At 68.3% G+C, this 12,015-nt stretch carries 17 protein-coding genes and 1 pseudogene; 11 read left to right on the top strand and 7 right to left on the bottom strand.

Annotation, left to right across the window (positions count from 1 at the left end; translation table 11 throughout):
- Positions 1–193: 193 nt before the first annotated feature.
- A complete protein-coding gene (locus ACFSKW_RS52070) occupies positions 194–1,156 on the top strand; it encodes a hypothetical protein (RefSeq protein WP_379582859.1) in 963 nt (320 codons plus the stop codon).
- 326 nt (positions 1,157–1,482) lie between these two features.
- Positions 1,483–1,695, top strand: coding sequence for a hypothetical protein (locus ACFSKW_RS52065; protein WP_379582857.1), 213 nt, complete (start codon positions 1,483–1,485; stop codon positions 1,693–1,695).
- Between the two features lie 226 nt (positions 1,696–1,921).
- On the opposite strand, the gene ACFSKW_RS52060 is transcribed toward ACFSKW_RS52065, so the two are convergent.
- On the bottom strand, positions 1,922–2,446 hold the full coding sequence (locus tag ACFSKW_RS52060) for a hypothetical protein (RefSeq protein ID WP_379582855.1): 525 nt from the start codon (positions 2,444–2,446) through the stop codon (positions 1,922–1,924).
- Positions 2,447–2,707: 261 nt separating this feature from the next.
- Positions 2,708–3,121, bottom strand: a complete 414-nt coding sequence (locus ACFSKW_RS52055) for a hypothetical protein (protein ID WP_379582853.1) — start codon at positions 3,119–3,121, stop codon at positions 2,708–2,710.
- 183 nt (positions 3,122–3,304) lie between these two features.
- Here ACFSKW_RS52055 and ACFSKW_RS52050 point away from each other — a divergent pair, with 183 nt between their 5' ends.
- From ACFSKW_RS52050 to ACFSKW_RS52030, 5 genes are all read left to right on the top strand, one after another.
- Positions 3,305–3,748 carry a serine hydrolase gene (locus ACFSKW_RS52050; RefSeq protein ID WP_379582851.1) on the top strand — a complete coding sequence of 148 codons (444 nt, stop codon included), beginning with the start codon at positions 3,305–3,307 and terminating at the stop codon, positions 3,746–3,748.
- Positions 3,706–3,978 carry a hypothetical protein gene (locus ACFSKW_RS52045; protein WP_379582849.1) on the top strand — a complete coding sequence of 91 codons (273 nt, stop codon included), beginning with the start codon at positions 3,706–3,708 and terminating at the stop codon, positions 3,976–3,978. The genes ACFSKW_RS52050 and ACFSKW_RS52045 overlap by 43 nt, the downstream gene beginning before the upstream one ends.
- 216 nt (positions 3,979–4,194) lie before the next feature.
- Positions 4,195–4,491 (top strand): tyrosine-type recombinase/integrase, encoded by a 297-nt coding sequence (locus ACFSKW_RS52040; RefSeq protein WP_379582847.1) that lies wholly within the window; start codon positions 4,195–4,197, stop codon positions 4,489–4,491.
- Positions 4,492–4,564: 73 nt separating this feature from the next.
- Positions 4,565–4,714, top strand: a complete 150-nt coding sequence (locus tag ACFSKW_RS52035; protein ID WP_379582845.1) for a hypothetical protein — start codon at positions 4,565–4,567, stop codon at positions 4,712–4,714.
- A gap of 76 nt (positions 4,715–4,790) precedes the next feature.
- Positions 4,791–5,051 (top strand): hypothetical protein, encoded by a 261-nt coding sequence (locus ACFSKW_RS52030; protein WP_379582843.1) that lies wholly within the window; start codon positions 4,791–4,793, stop codon positions 5,049–5,051.
- 33 nt (positions 5,052–5,084) lie between these two features.
- Here the strand turns inward: ACFSKW_RS52030 and ACFSKW_RS52025 are convergent, their stop codons facing one another.
- Positions 5,085–5,288, bottom strand: a complete 204-nt coding sequence (locus ACFSKW_RS52025) for a hypothetical protein (RefSeq protein WP_379582841.1) — start codon at positions 5,286–5,288, stop codon at positions 5,085–5,087.
- 166 nt (positions 5,289–5,454) lie between these two features.
- Positions 5,455–5,751: pseudogene (locus ACFSKW_RS52020) on the bottom strand (Tn3 family transposase); the annotation flags it as partial.
- A gap of 582 nt (positions 5,752–6,333) precedes the next feature.
- Here ACFSKW_RS52020 and ACFSKW_RS52015 point away from each other — a divergent pair.
- Complete coding sequence (locus ACFSKW_RS52015) at positions 6,334–7,698, top strand: coiled-coil domain-containing protein (protein WP_379582839.1); 1,365 nt, start codon at positions 6,334–6,336, stop codon at positions 7,696–7,698.
- A gap of 132 nt (positions 7,699–7,830) precedes the next feature.
- Here the strand turns inward: ACFSKW_RS52015 and ACFSKW_RS52010 are convergent, their stop codons facing one another.
- The gene (locus ACFSKW_RS52010; RefSeq protein ID WP_379582837.1) at positions 7,831–8,454 is read right to left on the bottom strand and encodes a LysE family translocator; all 624 of its coding nucleotides are present in this window, start codon (positions 8,452–8,454) and stop codon (positions 7,831–7,833) included.
- Positions 8,455–8,562: 108 nt separating this feature from the next.
- On the opposite strand from ACFSKW_RS52010, the gene ACFSKW_RS52005 reads away from it, so the two are divergent.
- On the top strand, positions 8,563–9,534 hold the full coding sequence (locus ACFSKW_RS52005; protein WP_379582835.1) for a LysR family transcriptional regulator: 972 nt from the start codon (positions 8,563–8,565) through the stop codon (positions 9,532–9,534).
- 166 nt (positions 9,535–9,700) lie between these two features.
- Here ACFSKW_RS52005 and ACFSKW_RS52000 read toward each other — a convergent pair whose 3' ends face one another.
- Positions 9,701–9,901, bottom strand: coding sequence for a Tn3 family transposase (locus ACFSKW_RS52000; protein ID WP_379582833.1), 201 nt, complete (start codon positions 9,899–9,901; stop codon positions 9,701–9,703).
- Positions 9,902–10,011: 110 nt separating this feature from the next.
- Here ACFSKW_RS52000 and ACFSKW_RS51995 point away from each other — a divergent pair, with 110 nt between their 5' ends.
- Positions 10,012–10,377, top strand: a complete 366-nt coding sequence (locus tag ACFSKW_RS51995) for a DUF2809 domain-containing protein (RefSeq protein WP_379582831.1) — start codon at positions 10,012–10,014, stop codon at positions 10,375–10,377.
- A 725-nt stretch (positions 10,378–11,102) separates the two neighbouring features.
- On the opposite strand, the gene ACFSKW_RS51990 is transcribed toward ACFSKW_RS51995, so the two are convergent.
- Positions 11,103–11,684, bottom strand: coding sequence for a hypothetical protein (locus ACFSKW_RS51990; protein WP_379582829.1), 582 nt, complete (start codon positions 11,682–11,684; stop codon positions 11,103–11,105).
- Here ACFSKW_RS51990 and ACFSKW_RS51985 point away from each other — a divergent pair.
- Positions 11,679–11,948 carry a hypothetical protein gene (locus tag ACFSKW_RS51985; protein WP_379582827.1) on the top strand — a complete coding sequence of 90 codons (270 nt, stop codon included), beginning with the start codon at positions 11,679–11,681 and terminating at the stop codon, positions 11,946–11,948. The two genes, ACFSKW_RS51990 and ACFSKW_RS51985, sit on opposite strands and share 6 nt — an antisense overlap.
- The last annotated feature ends 67 nt before the right edge of the window (positions 11,949–12,015 follow it).

The raw sequence follows: 12,015 nt of genomic DNA, 5'->3' as shown, positions 1-12,015 counted from the left end.
CCGGGTTCAATCCCGGCCGGCGCCCCGTCCCCTGACGCGACTCGCCGTTTCTCACACGTTTCCCATGCTCACTCGGAGGATTTGCCATGGTCAGCTCCGTCACGGTGGGGTGCGACCTCACCACGCGAAACGAGTTCGGCGCCGTCTGGCGACTCGCGTTCAACGTCCAGATCATCGGATACCGGTGAGGGCAGTGGACCTCGCTGTCGCATTGCTCGCGCTCGCTGCGAGCACGGTTGTACGCGCGCTCGTCCAGGGCGCGTGGCTGAGCGAGCAGGATTGGGCCGGGGCTGCCGCAGGCGTCGCGAACGCGCTCATCACCCATGCCGGGCAGAGCAAGACGCCTGACCACGGCCCGAGGCTGGCCCGCATCGAAGGACGGATCGCGGCCATCCCAGACCGCATCTACGACCGCAGGTACGACCAGCACATCGCCGCGGGCAGACGGTTCCTGCAGGACCTGCCGATGAACTGGCGGACGACGCAGGAACGGGCCGACATCATCCGTGACGCGCGGGCCGAGTTCGTGCGCGCCAGCGCGATCGCCTCCGAGTCGGGAGCCGTGCACAAGGCTGTCGTGGCCGAGGTGGCGATCGCGGGCTGCTGGCTGTGGGTGCCGTCGCTACCGGACGTGCAGCGCACCCTCAACGCGGCGCGGCACATGCTGGAGGCCTCGTTGCTCGACACGCCCTCGGCCTTAGTGGTGCGCGACTACATCGACGTGCTGAAACTCAGCCGCGGGTACGGGGCCGTGCCCGCGCACTGGTCGATCCCGGTCGATCCCGCCAAGTTGTCAGGAATCGACGCGGTGCTGAGCGTCCGGGCGGACGCGCGGAGGTGGGCCTACTGCCTGGGGCTGTGGGCGAGGGCAGGCGGGGCATCCGGCTCTGCGAACGGCACCACGGCGACCATCGAGCTGTACAACGAGTTCTGGCCCGAGGTCGACGTCTGGCTGGGTGCACAGTCGGTGTCCCGGTTCACCATGTCCCACAACGACATCTACATTGTCCGCAAAGGACAGCGGCTGAACGCCACGTTGTGGTCTCCGGCGCGGGGGCGTGTGGCGCTCAAAGCCGACCTGCAAACGCGTGGGTACACCAACCCCATGGTCGCGTTCCTGGTTCCTGGCAACACCTTCCCGGCACTGAGAGCATGACCGGCCGATGCTCCCGAGCACCGCCGGCTCCGAGATCACGTCATCGAGAGCGAGGAGTACCGCACGCCGTTCGGGAAAGTAGACGTTTCTGGGCGGTCGGGAGGCATGGTGACGGCGAAGCGACCACCGAAAGGGCTGCTGCCCGAAGAGCTGTGGCGCCGTCTCCTCCAGGCATACTGCTGCTGCTCCCACACGACCCCCGCGAGCCGCCATGGAACAGCGCAGCCGACGACTGCGGAGACCTCCCCACCGTCATGTCGATCCACGGATGGGTCGGAGACACCGCCAAGATGTGGCCCGAAGGAGCCCCTCCCACCCTGGCTGAGATGGTCCTCATCGCGTTCGGCAACCCGAGTGAGACCACCCTCCGCCTGCTGTCTGAAGCCGTAACCCCGAGCCCTCGCGCCAGCGCCGGACCCGGTGTCGGCGCCGCGTGGGCCGCTCGCGCCCGCGAGACCGCCATCGACGTCCTGGCCGAGCACGACTCGTTGGAGGAGGTGCTGGAGCGGGCGAAGACGGACTGGAGTTTGGACGCCTGACACCGAGACCATCGCTCGCCGTGACCGCAGAGCCACGTGGCGGCTGGGGACACGTTCGGGAGAAGACCCCTCGTGACGCCGGCGAGTGGACTCGCGGCCTCGGTACGGCTTTCGCCGGGGCATGAGGCCGGCCCCCGCGTCGAAGTGATGCGGGGGCCGGTGTGATGATCAAGGGTGCTCTGTTGCTACCGGGACCTCCTTCAGGGAGCGCGGAGCACCCCGGTGATTAGGAGCAGACGCGCTTCAAGCTGGCGTACTTGCCCCAGCCGAGCGTGTATCCCTTAGGCCCCTTGTCCCAGAACTTGATGGAGGTGACGCGGGTGCCGCTGTGGATGGTGTACCAGCCTGCCTTGTCGTACTCGTTGATCCCCCTGTTGATGCCCCAGGTTCCGTGGCCCTGGTCGGTGATCCCCTCCACCCAGAAGTCGATGTAGCCCGTGGCCTGCCTGTCGGGCACGTAGAACTGGTAGTCGCAGTTCGCGGCGGTGAAAGCCACCTTGTACTCGACCCTGATGCAGGCGTGGTCGCCGTTGGTGTAGGTCCACTCGATGGGCCGCTGCGTGTCCCAGCCGCTGAAGTACTGGTCGTTGCCCGGGCACGCGGAGGTGCCGCTCTCCAGCGTGGTGACGTAGGGGGTGAACGTCTCCTCGGCAGGGTCGGCGACGGCGGGCGAGCCGGTCAAGGCGAGCGCGGGGAGGATGAGGGCCGCTGCTGCGACGGCCCGGGCGGCGATGCGCTGAACAGATCTCACTGCGTGACTCCTGTCGGGTCGAGATGGTGTGTCGTGATGGCGCAAGATCACTTTCGGAAAGTCGGTGGCGTGTCCACGCCCGTGGACAGCGCATACCGACGACGATCAGACACCTGCCAGGTCTGGAAGGCGGCTGACCAAGCGAGGAGATGATCCGATTGCCGAGGAGGGACGTGGACACCGGCGAGGACCTGGGGAGGACCCGGTGGCCGCGTTCATCGCCCAGTTACGGGCGCTGCGTCAGTGGCAAGGGGGCGCTCGTCACTGTCCGGACTTTGCGCACTTTTTGACCTGCTTGCGGATGTCGTCGCCGGTGTTGACCCATGCGTCGGTCAGCACCGTTTGCGTGCCGGATCCGCTGGAGCTGTAACCGCCGGCCAGGGAGATCCAGGCGGTGGTCGAACCGTACGGGCCGGTGACCTTCGGGCCTTCCAGCCAGCACCCCGGATGGATCGTGGCCCCGTACGCGTACCAGGCCACGGGGCGCTTGTTGAAGTCGATCCTGTACGCCTCTCCATCGGCGGTCCCGCCGATGAGGGTCGCCTCGAACGTGACAAGCCCCGCCGTGTTGATCACCTTTCCGGTGAGTGCCTGCTGGGTCGCGGCCGCACTCGGCAGGGCCGTCATCGCTGTCGCCAGAAGCCCGCCCACCACCAGCGCGCCGATCTTCCTCATCGTCTGTTCCCTTCGTAGTCTCGAGCACTGCGAGATCACTTTCGGAGGGCCGGCACGGTGTCCACCACCCGTGGACAGCACCTGCGGACGACGACTGGACACCCGCCCGGTCTGGACAGCGGCTGACCAGCGAGGAAAGAGACCGAAGGCGCGTGCCTGTTCGTGATGACCCGGTGTCCGAGCGTGGATGAGGACACCAGCTGGGAGCAGACGCGCGGCGAGATGACGCCGGCGGATGGGCGGCTTTCGCCGGGCATGAGGCCGGCCCCCGCGTCGCTGGCGGCACTGCGCGAACCACAGGTGGAATCCGTCCCGGAATTCGGCGGCGGCGTCATCGGCTGGGGACTTGGCTGGATGCTCCACCAGGACGGCGTCGTCGGCCACACCGGCGTCGCCAAGGGGCAGAAGGCATTCCTTCGCGTCGTCCCATCGGCGGGCGTGCCGGTGGCCGTGCTGACCAACAGCACGGGCGGCGAGCCCCTGGCCTACGAGATCTTCGGTGCGGTGCTCAGGGACCTTGCCGGCGTCGAGACGGCACCACTACCCGTGCCGCCCTTGACCCGACCGGGATCGACACGGACCGCATGTGCGGCACCTACCGCTCCACCCTGTACGACATCACCCTGACCAGCGAGCACGACCGCGCGTTCCTCATCTACTGCCCACGCAGTGAAATCGACGAGTCTTTCCTCGGCGGGTCCGCGAACCGCGTCGAGGTCGTCCGCCTCAACGACAGCTCGGTCATCACCGCCGAGCCGAAGTCCTCCGGCTATCAGGTCCTGTCCCTGGTCGGCTCCGACGGTCACGGCCGCGCCCGTTTCCTGCACAACGGCGCCGCCGCCTACCGGATCGCCTGATCGTCACCGCCGACGACGTGCGAGCAGCGGTTCACCAGACATGCACTGCGGTCGGGCAGGCAGATGAGAGGGGAGCGGCTCCCGGACGTCGCTCCGGGTCGGTGACCTGACCTGTGTCGGCATGCCGTGTGCGCCGCTAACGGTGCCTGCGGCTCGCGACGGCGGGCTCGTGTCAGCCCGTCACGTCCTCCTCGATGTCGAGGTGGACCCGGCAAGGTGCTGGGGCCGCGCGATGTGTGTCCCGACACCGGATGCGCCCGCCTGTCCTACGGGCAGGCCCGCGCGTTGTTGGATGGGCACACATCGTTCGGCGGGCCGGGGACCGGATGGGATCCGCACGAGATCCGGCATTCGGCGTTGACGCATCTGGGCGAGGGCGGCGCGAGTCTGCTGATGCTGATGGCCAAGTCGCGGCACAAGAAGACCGAGAACGTGCGCCGCTACTTCCATCCCTCGCCGGAGGCGATCGCCGAGGTCACGACACTTCTGAGACCCGGCGACCGCCTTCGCTGAGCGGCCGTCATGGTGGGGTTGGTGTGGATCGCGTCGTCCGCGCAGTCCGCGGCCCAGCCCTGCGTCCCGGGCCGTGTCGGTACCGGTTCCCGACGGCACGGCGGAGCGGTTGCGAGAGCGCGGCGTCGTTGCGTCGGTCCCCGTGGGCTCGCTGCGTTGCGCGTTCCACCTGTCGACGACCGAGGCGGATGTGGGCCTGGCTCTGGACGTGCTGGGCGACTGAGGACCTGGTGATCTTGCCGAGCTTCCGGCACGCCCATATATTTAACAAATAAACAAGAATGTATTTTGGAGTCCACTTGACCTCCCGCCTCGCACTGCTCTCTCTGGTTCTGCTGCTTCCCGCCGTCTCCGCCTGCTCGAAGGGCTGGACGAACTCCGAGGTGGGAACGTGCTTCGCGCAGAAGACCTACGAGGCCGTCAACTGCTCGTCATCTGACGCGCACACGAAACTGCTGAGGATCCTGGAAGGCCCGTCGCTCACCATCAACGACTGCCCCAACGGCACCAGCATTATGCGGGAACACGACGGCAAGGGTTTCTGCATCGGGTCGTCGTGACGGCCTTGTAGAGCCCGGTCACGGCCACGTTCACTATCGGCCCTGGACTCGGGAAGCGGCCAGGCGCTCGAACGACTGGTCGTAGTTGTGCATGTGGGTCCAGCTGCCCGGTTCCTGCTTCTGGGTCAGGAACCGGAACTCCAGCAGGAGCCGGGCCAGGCCGTGACGGTTTACCCGGATGGTGTAGCTTCTCCGGTCGTATCCGTACGGCTGGTCGTTGTTGGTCTTGTTCAGCACGGGCGTCGTCCTTCCCTCGGGTGCCCGTTGCGGCGCTGGTCCTTCCCTCGTCGGTTCGGGTCATCGTCAGCGCGGTCCGGCTCGCCGCCCAGAGGCATGTCATGGGCGGGGTTGAGCGGCCGCAGCCCGCCGGGCATCTCCTGGAGTTGGAAGGAGTAGCGGCCCCTCATGTTGATGTGGTGCCGCACGTACGGCGACAGCCGCGCCACGTGAGCTGGTTGAGGGCGGCGTCCATGTAGCGGGTGTTGAACAGCACGATCGCGTTGAGGACCAGGCCGAGCGCGCCGATCTGGTCCTCCATGCCTTCCTGGTAGTTCTGGTAGAGCTGCCCGTCCTTGCCGTGGAAGATCTTGCGGACCAGGGCGTGGCGGCCTTCCTGGAGGTTGGCCTGGGCCTTGATCTGGTGCCGGTAGCCCGGTTCGTCGGCCATCCGCAGAATGTGCAGGCTCTTGGCGATCCGTCCGTAGTCGCGCGATCGCGTCGCCCAGCGGGGTGGGGCGGCCGTCTCGCGCCAGCATCCGGATCACATCGTGGGCGCGGACCGCGCCGGTGTGGATGGAGCCGAGCGCGGACACCGTCACCGCGCACAGCCTGCGCGCCGGCGGCGCCACCGTCGCCACGCCGCCGGGGTCCCGGGATGCGTGCACGCAGAGGCAGTCCTGGGGCCTATGTCATCCACGCTAACAGCAGGCGCCCTGTCAGTCCGCCAGGTCAGCGTGGTGGGGCCATCTCCGGGTCCGGCAGCGCAGGCAGCTACAGCACCATCCCGTCTGCGATCTCCACATTCGACAAGGGCGGGGACCATCGGTGACCAGGGGCGCGAACAGGACATGACGAAGATGACCGGTCTCACCAGGACGGCTTCGTGGCAGTTCGCAGCAATGGGAACCGACATCAGCGCGGCGCGGGCATGCGGCCACATGTTACCTGCGGGAACTGCACTTCTCGCAAGTTTCGAGCCAGCGGTGTGAGACAACAGATCGTGTTTTCTGATTTTTATTTTCTGGAAAATCAATAATGCTAGGATCCACTTGTGACAGGGGAGATGACAGTCGTGACGCCGTGTGCGCACTGTGGGGCGCCGATCGAGCAGCGCAAGGGCAGGGGCCGTCCCAGGGCGTACTGCGCCGGCACCGACTGTCAGACGGTGGCCAAGCGTGAACGCGAGCTCCGCAGGGCCACGCCCGGGCTCGAAGGGGCGCTGGCCAGGGCCGAGCAGTTGTACGAGCGCATGGAGACAGGACTGACGGCGGCGATCGAGCCACTGGCACGGGCACTGGCGGAGGAGCTCAGTCCTGCGGGGGTGGAGGCCAAGCTGAGCGCGGTGCAGGCCGAGGCGCACACCAGGGTGGCCATCGCGAGGACCGAGCGAGAGCAGGCGTTCGAGCAGGTACGGCTGGCCCGCGAGGCCGCCGAGCACGCCCGCAAGCAGACGGCCGAGATGCGCCAGGTGGCCGAGGAGGCGCAGGCCGAGCGGGACACCGCGTTGAGTGATGCGGAGACGGCGCGCGAGCAGGCGCTTGCGGCCCTGCGTGAGGCGGCGACCACCGAGCGGGTCGCCAGGCAGGCAGCGGCCGCGGCGGAGGCGCGTGCGGCGCAGGCTGAGCGGGCGCGGGATCAGGCGGTCAGGGAGCTGGCCGAGCGGGTGGAGGCAGCTGAGACGCTGGTGAGAGAGGCGGAGGCGCGGGCCGAGAGCGTCCAGGAGGAGGCTCGGGCGGAGGTCACGAGGGCTCGCGCCGATGCGAAGGCCGAGGTCAAAGCCGCTCGTGAGGATGCGAAGGCGCAGGTCAGGAAGGCGCAGGAGGAAACGGCGCGGGCGGAGCTGGCCGTACGGCACGCACAAGAGGAGGCGGCGCGGACGGTCGAGGCGGCCCGCGAGGAGCGCGACGCGGCGCAGGCCGGCGCGGTCGAGGCGGCGAAGGCGCGCGAGCGGGCCGAGCGGGAGGTCGCGGCGGCACAGGCGCGGGCCGTGGCGGCGGAGGCCGAGCGGGACAGGGCAGCCGGGCGAGCCGAAGCCGAGCGGGATCGGGCTGTCGAGCGGGCGGAGGCCGCCGAGGCGCGCGCGGTCCAGGCGGGTGAGGCGAACGCCAGGCTGGCGGCTGAGGCCGAGGCCAGGATCGCGGCGGTCGAGAAGGAGCGCGACATGGCGGTGACGGCGGCGGCGCTCGAACGCGACGCTGCTGTGGCGGCCGCCGAGAGGCAGCGGGAGCTCGCCGTGGCGGCGGCGCGGGAGGACGGGGAGTCGGCGGAGGAGCGTGATCGGCTGCGCATGGAGTTGCGGCTGGAGCAGGCGCGGCTGGCCGACCTGCGAGCCGATCTGGAGGTGGTGCGGGCGGAGGCGGCCCAGTTGCGGGAGCGGGCGGTGGCGGCGGAGTTCCGTGCGGGCGGTGCGTCGAAGGACGTCACGTGACGGCCCTGCGCTCGCGTAGCTGCGGCGAAGGGACAAGTAGCTCAGGGTGACAGTGGCTGGTGGATCTCTTCCGCCTGGAGGGCGGCAGATGCCGCGAATGGTCGGGCGCTGGAAGAAGTACCGGCCCGGCCCTCAGAAACCTGCTGCCACCGCGGCGCCCAGCCCCAGCAGGACGACGCCGGTGGTCACGCTGAGTCCCCGCAGGATGGTCGGCTGCGATACCAGGGCGCGCCCTCGGCCGACGGCCCAGGTGAGCAATATGTACCAGGAGGCGCTGACGAGCGCCCACAGGGCTCCCAGGGCGACGGTCGACAGGAACACCGGGCCTTTCGCGGTCACGAACTGGGGCAGCACCGAGACGGCGAACACGCCCGCCTTGGGGTTGCCGAGGTTGGTGCTCAGGCCGGTGAGAAATCCGCCCGCGAAGCCAGTGCGGCGCCCGCCCTCGCGGGGCGGGCGTGTGGAGGCGGTGGTGAGCGCGGTCCGTAGCGTCTTCACCCCGAGGATCATCAGCACGATGCCGCCTGCGATCCGGAGCACCGCGTACGCGGTGGGGCTGGCCAGCAGGACGGCGGACAGCCCGGCCGCGGTGGCCGTGGACCATAGCAGGAAGCCGGTGGCGTTGCCCGCTAGCGTGCCCCGGAGCGTACGTTGGCCGCCTTCCAGAACCTGCCGGATCATCAGGGCTTGACTCGCGCCTGGCAGCATCGCCAGCAGCAAGGTGGTGGCGGTGAAAGCGGGCACATGTGTGGGCATGGAAAAGAACCCCTTCCGGGGATTGCGGCCGATGGTGTACCGCCAGGCTTCCAGCCCCGGGTCCTTAAGAGAAGTTAAAAGAGAAGGGTGCAGCGTTAGGATTAGTGAATGGTGGATCCGGGACAGCTGCGGCTTCTCGCGTTGATCGAGCGGCACGGCTCCCTGGCGGCGGCGGCTCACGCACTCCAACTCACGCCCGCGGCGATCACCCAGCAGGTGGCCAAGGCCGAGCGCGACTGGCAGGTGCCCCTGGTCATCCGTGGTCCTCGCGGAGCAACGCTCACCGCGGCCGGTGCGCTGCTAGCCTCCCACGGGCGAACTGTGGAGGAGGCATCGGACAGGGCCGAGGCGGAACTGGCCGTACTGCTCGGCCACCTCTCGCTCCGTCTGCGCATCGGGACGTTCCAGGCGGCTGCCCTGCACCTGCTGCCACCGGCCCTGACGACGCTGCGACACCGCCATCCGGACGCCGACGTCTCCGTCATAGACGTGGTGTCCGGACGCGGAGCGGACGAGATCAGCGCGGGGCGCCTGGACGTGGCCATCGTCGCGTCCTGGGGCACGCCGCTCGCGCCGCCCCCACACGTACGGGCCCACTCGCTCCTGTTGGACCCGATGGTCGTGGTTCTCCCCGATGACCATCCACTGGCCACCGGGCAGCCCGCGGACACCGAACTTCACCTGGAACAACTGCGCGACGAATCGTGGGTTTCCATCCTGGCCGGCCATGCCGCCCGCGAACAGTTCCACGACGCTGCCCGCGAGGCCGGCTTCACTCCCACGGTGCGGTTCGAGACCGAGTCCTACGACGTCGCCCAGGCCCTCGTCGGCACAGGCATCGCAGTGGCCCTGGTCTCGCGCCTGGCCCTGACCCATGCGCCTGGCACCACCCATCGCGAACTGGCCCACCCCAGGCCCTACCGCCAGCTCTACGCCGTGACCAAAACCGACGCCGGCCTCACACCGCTCGCAGGCATGCTCATCGACCTCCTACGTGATGTCGCCCGCGACATCACCGCCACCTGGGAGGCTCCTCTGCAAGGAACCCAACGCTCATCGAACTCACCGCGCGGAGCCTGAAAGCCCCCGGTTCTGAATCGACACCGCCTGGTCCGGAGCGGCCGGCCCCGCTCCGCCCGGCCATCGACGCCGGCAGCTGGCTCGGCGTCGGCCCCGCCGTAGCCGGAGCCCGGGGTGGTCGAAGCCACGGCAGCCGGCTTCAACCACCCCGCCGGTCGTCGGCGCTTCACCCGGCGGCTGCGGGCTGCGGTTCCTCCGTCCGCTGGCGGGGGATGGGCGTGGCGAGGCCAAGATCGAGACGGCTGTTCACGTCGAGCTCGAACCGGCCGTACGGGTTCACGTGCGTCCAGAACAGCGGTGACAGGCTCCGGCCGTCCGCGTCGGTGAGCTTGTCCGCCCACTTCGGGTCCGCCAGGACTTGCTGCATCAGCAAGGTGTCGAGCGGTGTTTAGCCTGGTTGAGGGCCTTACATTCAAGGGACGAGCTCTATGATCAGGTTCGTCCTGATCGTTGAGATTCGGAGAAGATGTCAATCTCATGCGCCGTGCCATGGTCCTTCTAGGTGGCGTCGCCCTCGCCGTCGGCGCGTTCGCCCTCTTCTACCGGGGCCCGGGACAACCGTTCATCCGCGGTTATGTGAGCGACGTCGGCGCCACCATGCTGGTCTACGCGTTCTTGGGGCTGCTGTGGCGCACCACCGCCGCACGCCGCACCCTGGCCACGGCCGCGATCGCCGCCGCCGTCGAGTTCTACCAAATAGTCGGCATGACCCCGCCGGGTATCGGCGGTGTCCTGGTCGGCGCGTTCCCCGACCCATGGGACCTGGTCGCCTATGCCATCGGTGTGGTCGCGGCCCTGGCCTGGGAACGCCGATTGGTCCGATCCGGTGATGAGACCGGCTGACTCTCGGACTCCACCCCACCGGCACGCTGACGGTACGGATGCCCCACAGCGGCGAGGTCATCGGGTTCGTCCTACGCGGCGGCCAGCCGTTGCAAAGCAGGACGAGGTCCGGTACATCAGCAGCCCAGCAAGATCGAATGCGGGTTTTGGGCTTATGTGCGGGGGCAGACCAAGTACGCCGGAAAGGGCTAATAGGGCTGGTCAGCAGCCGTCGGAGAGTCCGTCCTGCTGATCGGATCTCGGAGGTGGACGAACACGGGCTACCGACGAGCCCTCAACTTCTCCCCAATGGCGCGTCCTTGGTACTCATGCTCGCCTCAGGCACCGTGACCCGAAGCGGTTCCACGAGCCCAACCGGTACGACCCTGCCCGCCCGGACACTCAGCACCTCGGCTTCGGCAGCGAGATCCATCTGTGCTGCGGCGCACCGCTCGCCCGGATCGATGCCCACATCGCACTCGGCGCGCTGATCCCCACCTCGGCACCGCAACCCTGACCCTAGGACCGCCGCCTTACCGGCACAACGCCAGGCTGCGCAGACCCCGACCCCTCCCCATCGACGTGCAACGGCCTGCCTGACACCCGAGCGAGCCGGCCCCCGACCGAGTCCAGACGTGTCCCCGGCGGTGCCATCGCAGCGCCCTCAGGGGGGGCGACACGGCGCGCAACGCGTCGGAGCCGCGGGGCCAGCACCGCAGGCCCCAAGGACGGAGACGGCCGTGCGATCATGTCCGCTGTACGTGACCGGCGACGTCCGCGTAGCGAATGATCTGGGTGGCCAGGATCAGAATTGTGGCCAGCGCGGCGGCCGAGCCGATCAGGACCATTGGAGTGTGCGGGCCCAGCAGCCAGAGCAGGGTCAGGGCGCTCAGCGGGGGCGCGCAGAACGCAGCCAGGTCCACCGCCAGTTGTAGCCGCTTGCGAGAGGGACGGAGTGGATCCTCGCGGTGGTATTTCTCCCACTTGAACACATCGATGTCACTGGAGCCGTCGTCGACGAGGCCGACCAGGCGCGGCCCCAACCTGCCGCGGACGTACCGCCCGATGGCGGCGATCTTGTGATCGTTGGTGACGTAGGCCCAGCCCAGCACCATGGTGGCCAGCGGTAGTAGCAACAGCAACTCCAACCGGCCCATAGTTGCGGTGACAGTGGTGATGCCGGCGACCGCGGTGAGCATGGCGTACAGCAATTGGCCGCGCGCGCCGATCCGCTGCCGCTCCTCCGCCTTCAGGGCGTCGTATTCGCTCAGCAGCGCCTTGACCACGTGCTCGGGAGTTACTGCGGTGGTGCCGGTGATTGCGTGCATGATGAAATCTGCCTCCCTGACCTGTCGGATTGGTGCATGTTCGGGCGCGTTCCCCGCAGGGTTGTCTTGGTCGATCGACCGATGCGCAAGGCGCCGTACGGCGCGGCGGCGCACATCTGGAGCGCCTCGCCACCCATCGCCCAATTCTTCTCATTTGTGACGATTCCGTATGCTTCTGACGATATCGTCACTAATGCAATGATTAGTCAAAACGATGGTGAGCGTTTCGTCACTCCTGACGGACCGCACTACAGTGGACGGTGACACAGCGACAGGAGTGAGAACAGATGGCCGACGCCGCACCGAGCCGCCTGGATCGGCGCAAGGCGCG

This window comes from Nonomuraea mangrovi (assembly GCF_042681425.1).
GTDB lineage: Bacteria > Actinomycetota > Actinomycetes > Streptosporangiales > Streptosporangiaceae > Nonomuraea > Nonomuraea mangrovi.
Note: the sequence above shows the minus strand (reverse complement) of the source record. Positions and strands in the feature narration are given on the sequence as shown.

Coding starts and splice junctions, on each gene's coding strand:
- ACFSKW_RS52065 (WP_379582857.1), top strand. CDS start 1,483: ATGGTCCTCATCGCGTTCGGCAACCCGAGTGAGACCACCCTCCGCCTG.
- ACFSKW_RS52055 (WP_379582853.1), bottom strand. CDS start 3,121: ATGAGGAAGATCGGCGCGCTGGTGGTGGGCGGGCTTCTGGCGACAGCG.
- ACFSKW_RS52045 (WP_379582849.1), top strand. CDS start 3,706: ATGTGCGGCACCTACCGCTCCACCCTGTACGACATCACCCTGACCAGC.
- ACFSKW_RS52015 (WP_379582839.1), top strand. CDS start 6,334: ATGACAGTCGTGACGCCGTGTGCGCACTGTGGGGCGCCGATCGAGCAG.
- ACFSKW_RS52010 (WP_379582837.1), bottom strand. CDS start 8,454: ATGCCCACACATGTGCCCGCTTTCACCGCCACCACCTTGCTGCTGGCG.
- ACFSKW_RS52005 (WP_379582835.1), top strand. CDS start 8,563: ATGGTGGATCCGGGACAGCTGCGGCTTCTCGCGTTGATCGAGCGGCAC.
- ACFSKW_RS52000 (WP_379582833.1), bottom strand. CDS start 9,901: ATGCAGCAAGTCCTGGCGGACCCGAAGTGGGCGGACAAGCTCACCGAC.
- ACFSKW_RS51995 (WP_379582831.1), top strand. CDS start 10,012: ATGCGCCGTGCCATGGTCCTTCTAGGTGGCGTCGCCCTCGCCGTCGGC.
- ACFSKW_RS51990 (WP_379582829.1), bottom strand. CDS start 11,684: ATGCACGCAATCACCGGCACCACCGCAGTAACTCCCGAGCACGTGGTC.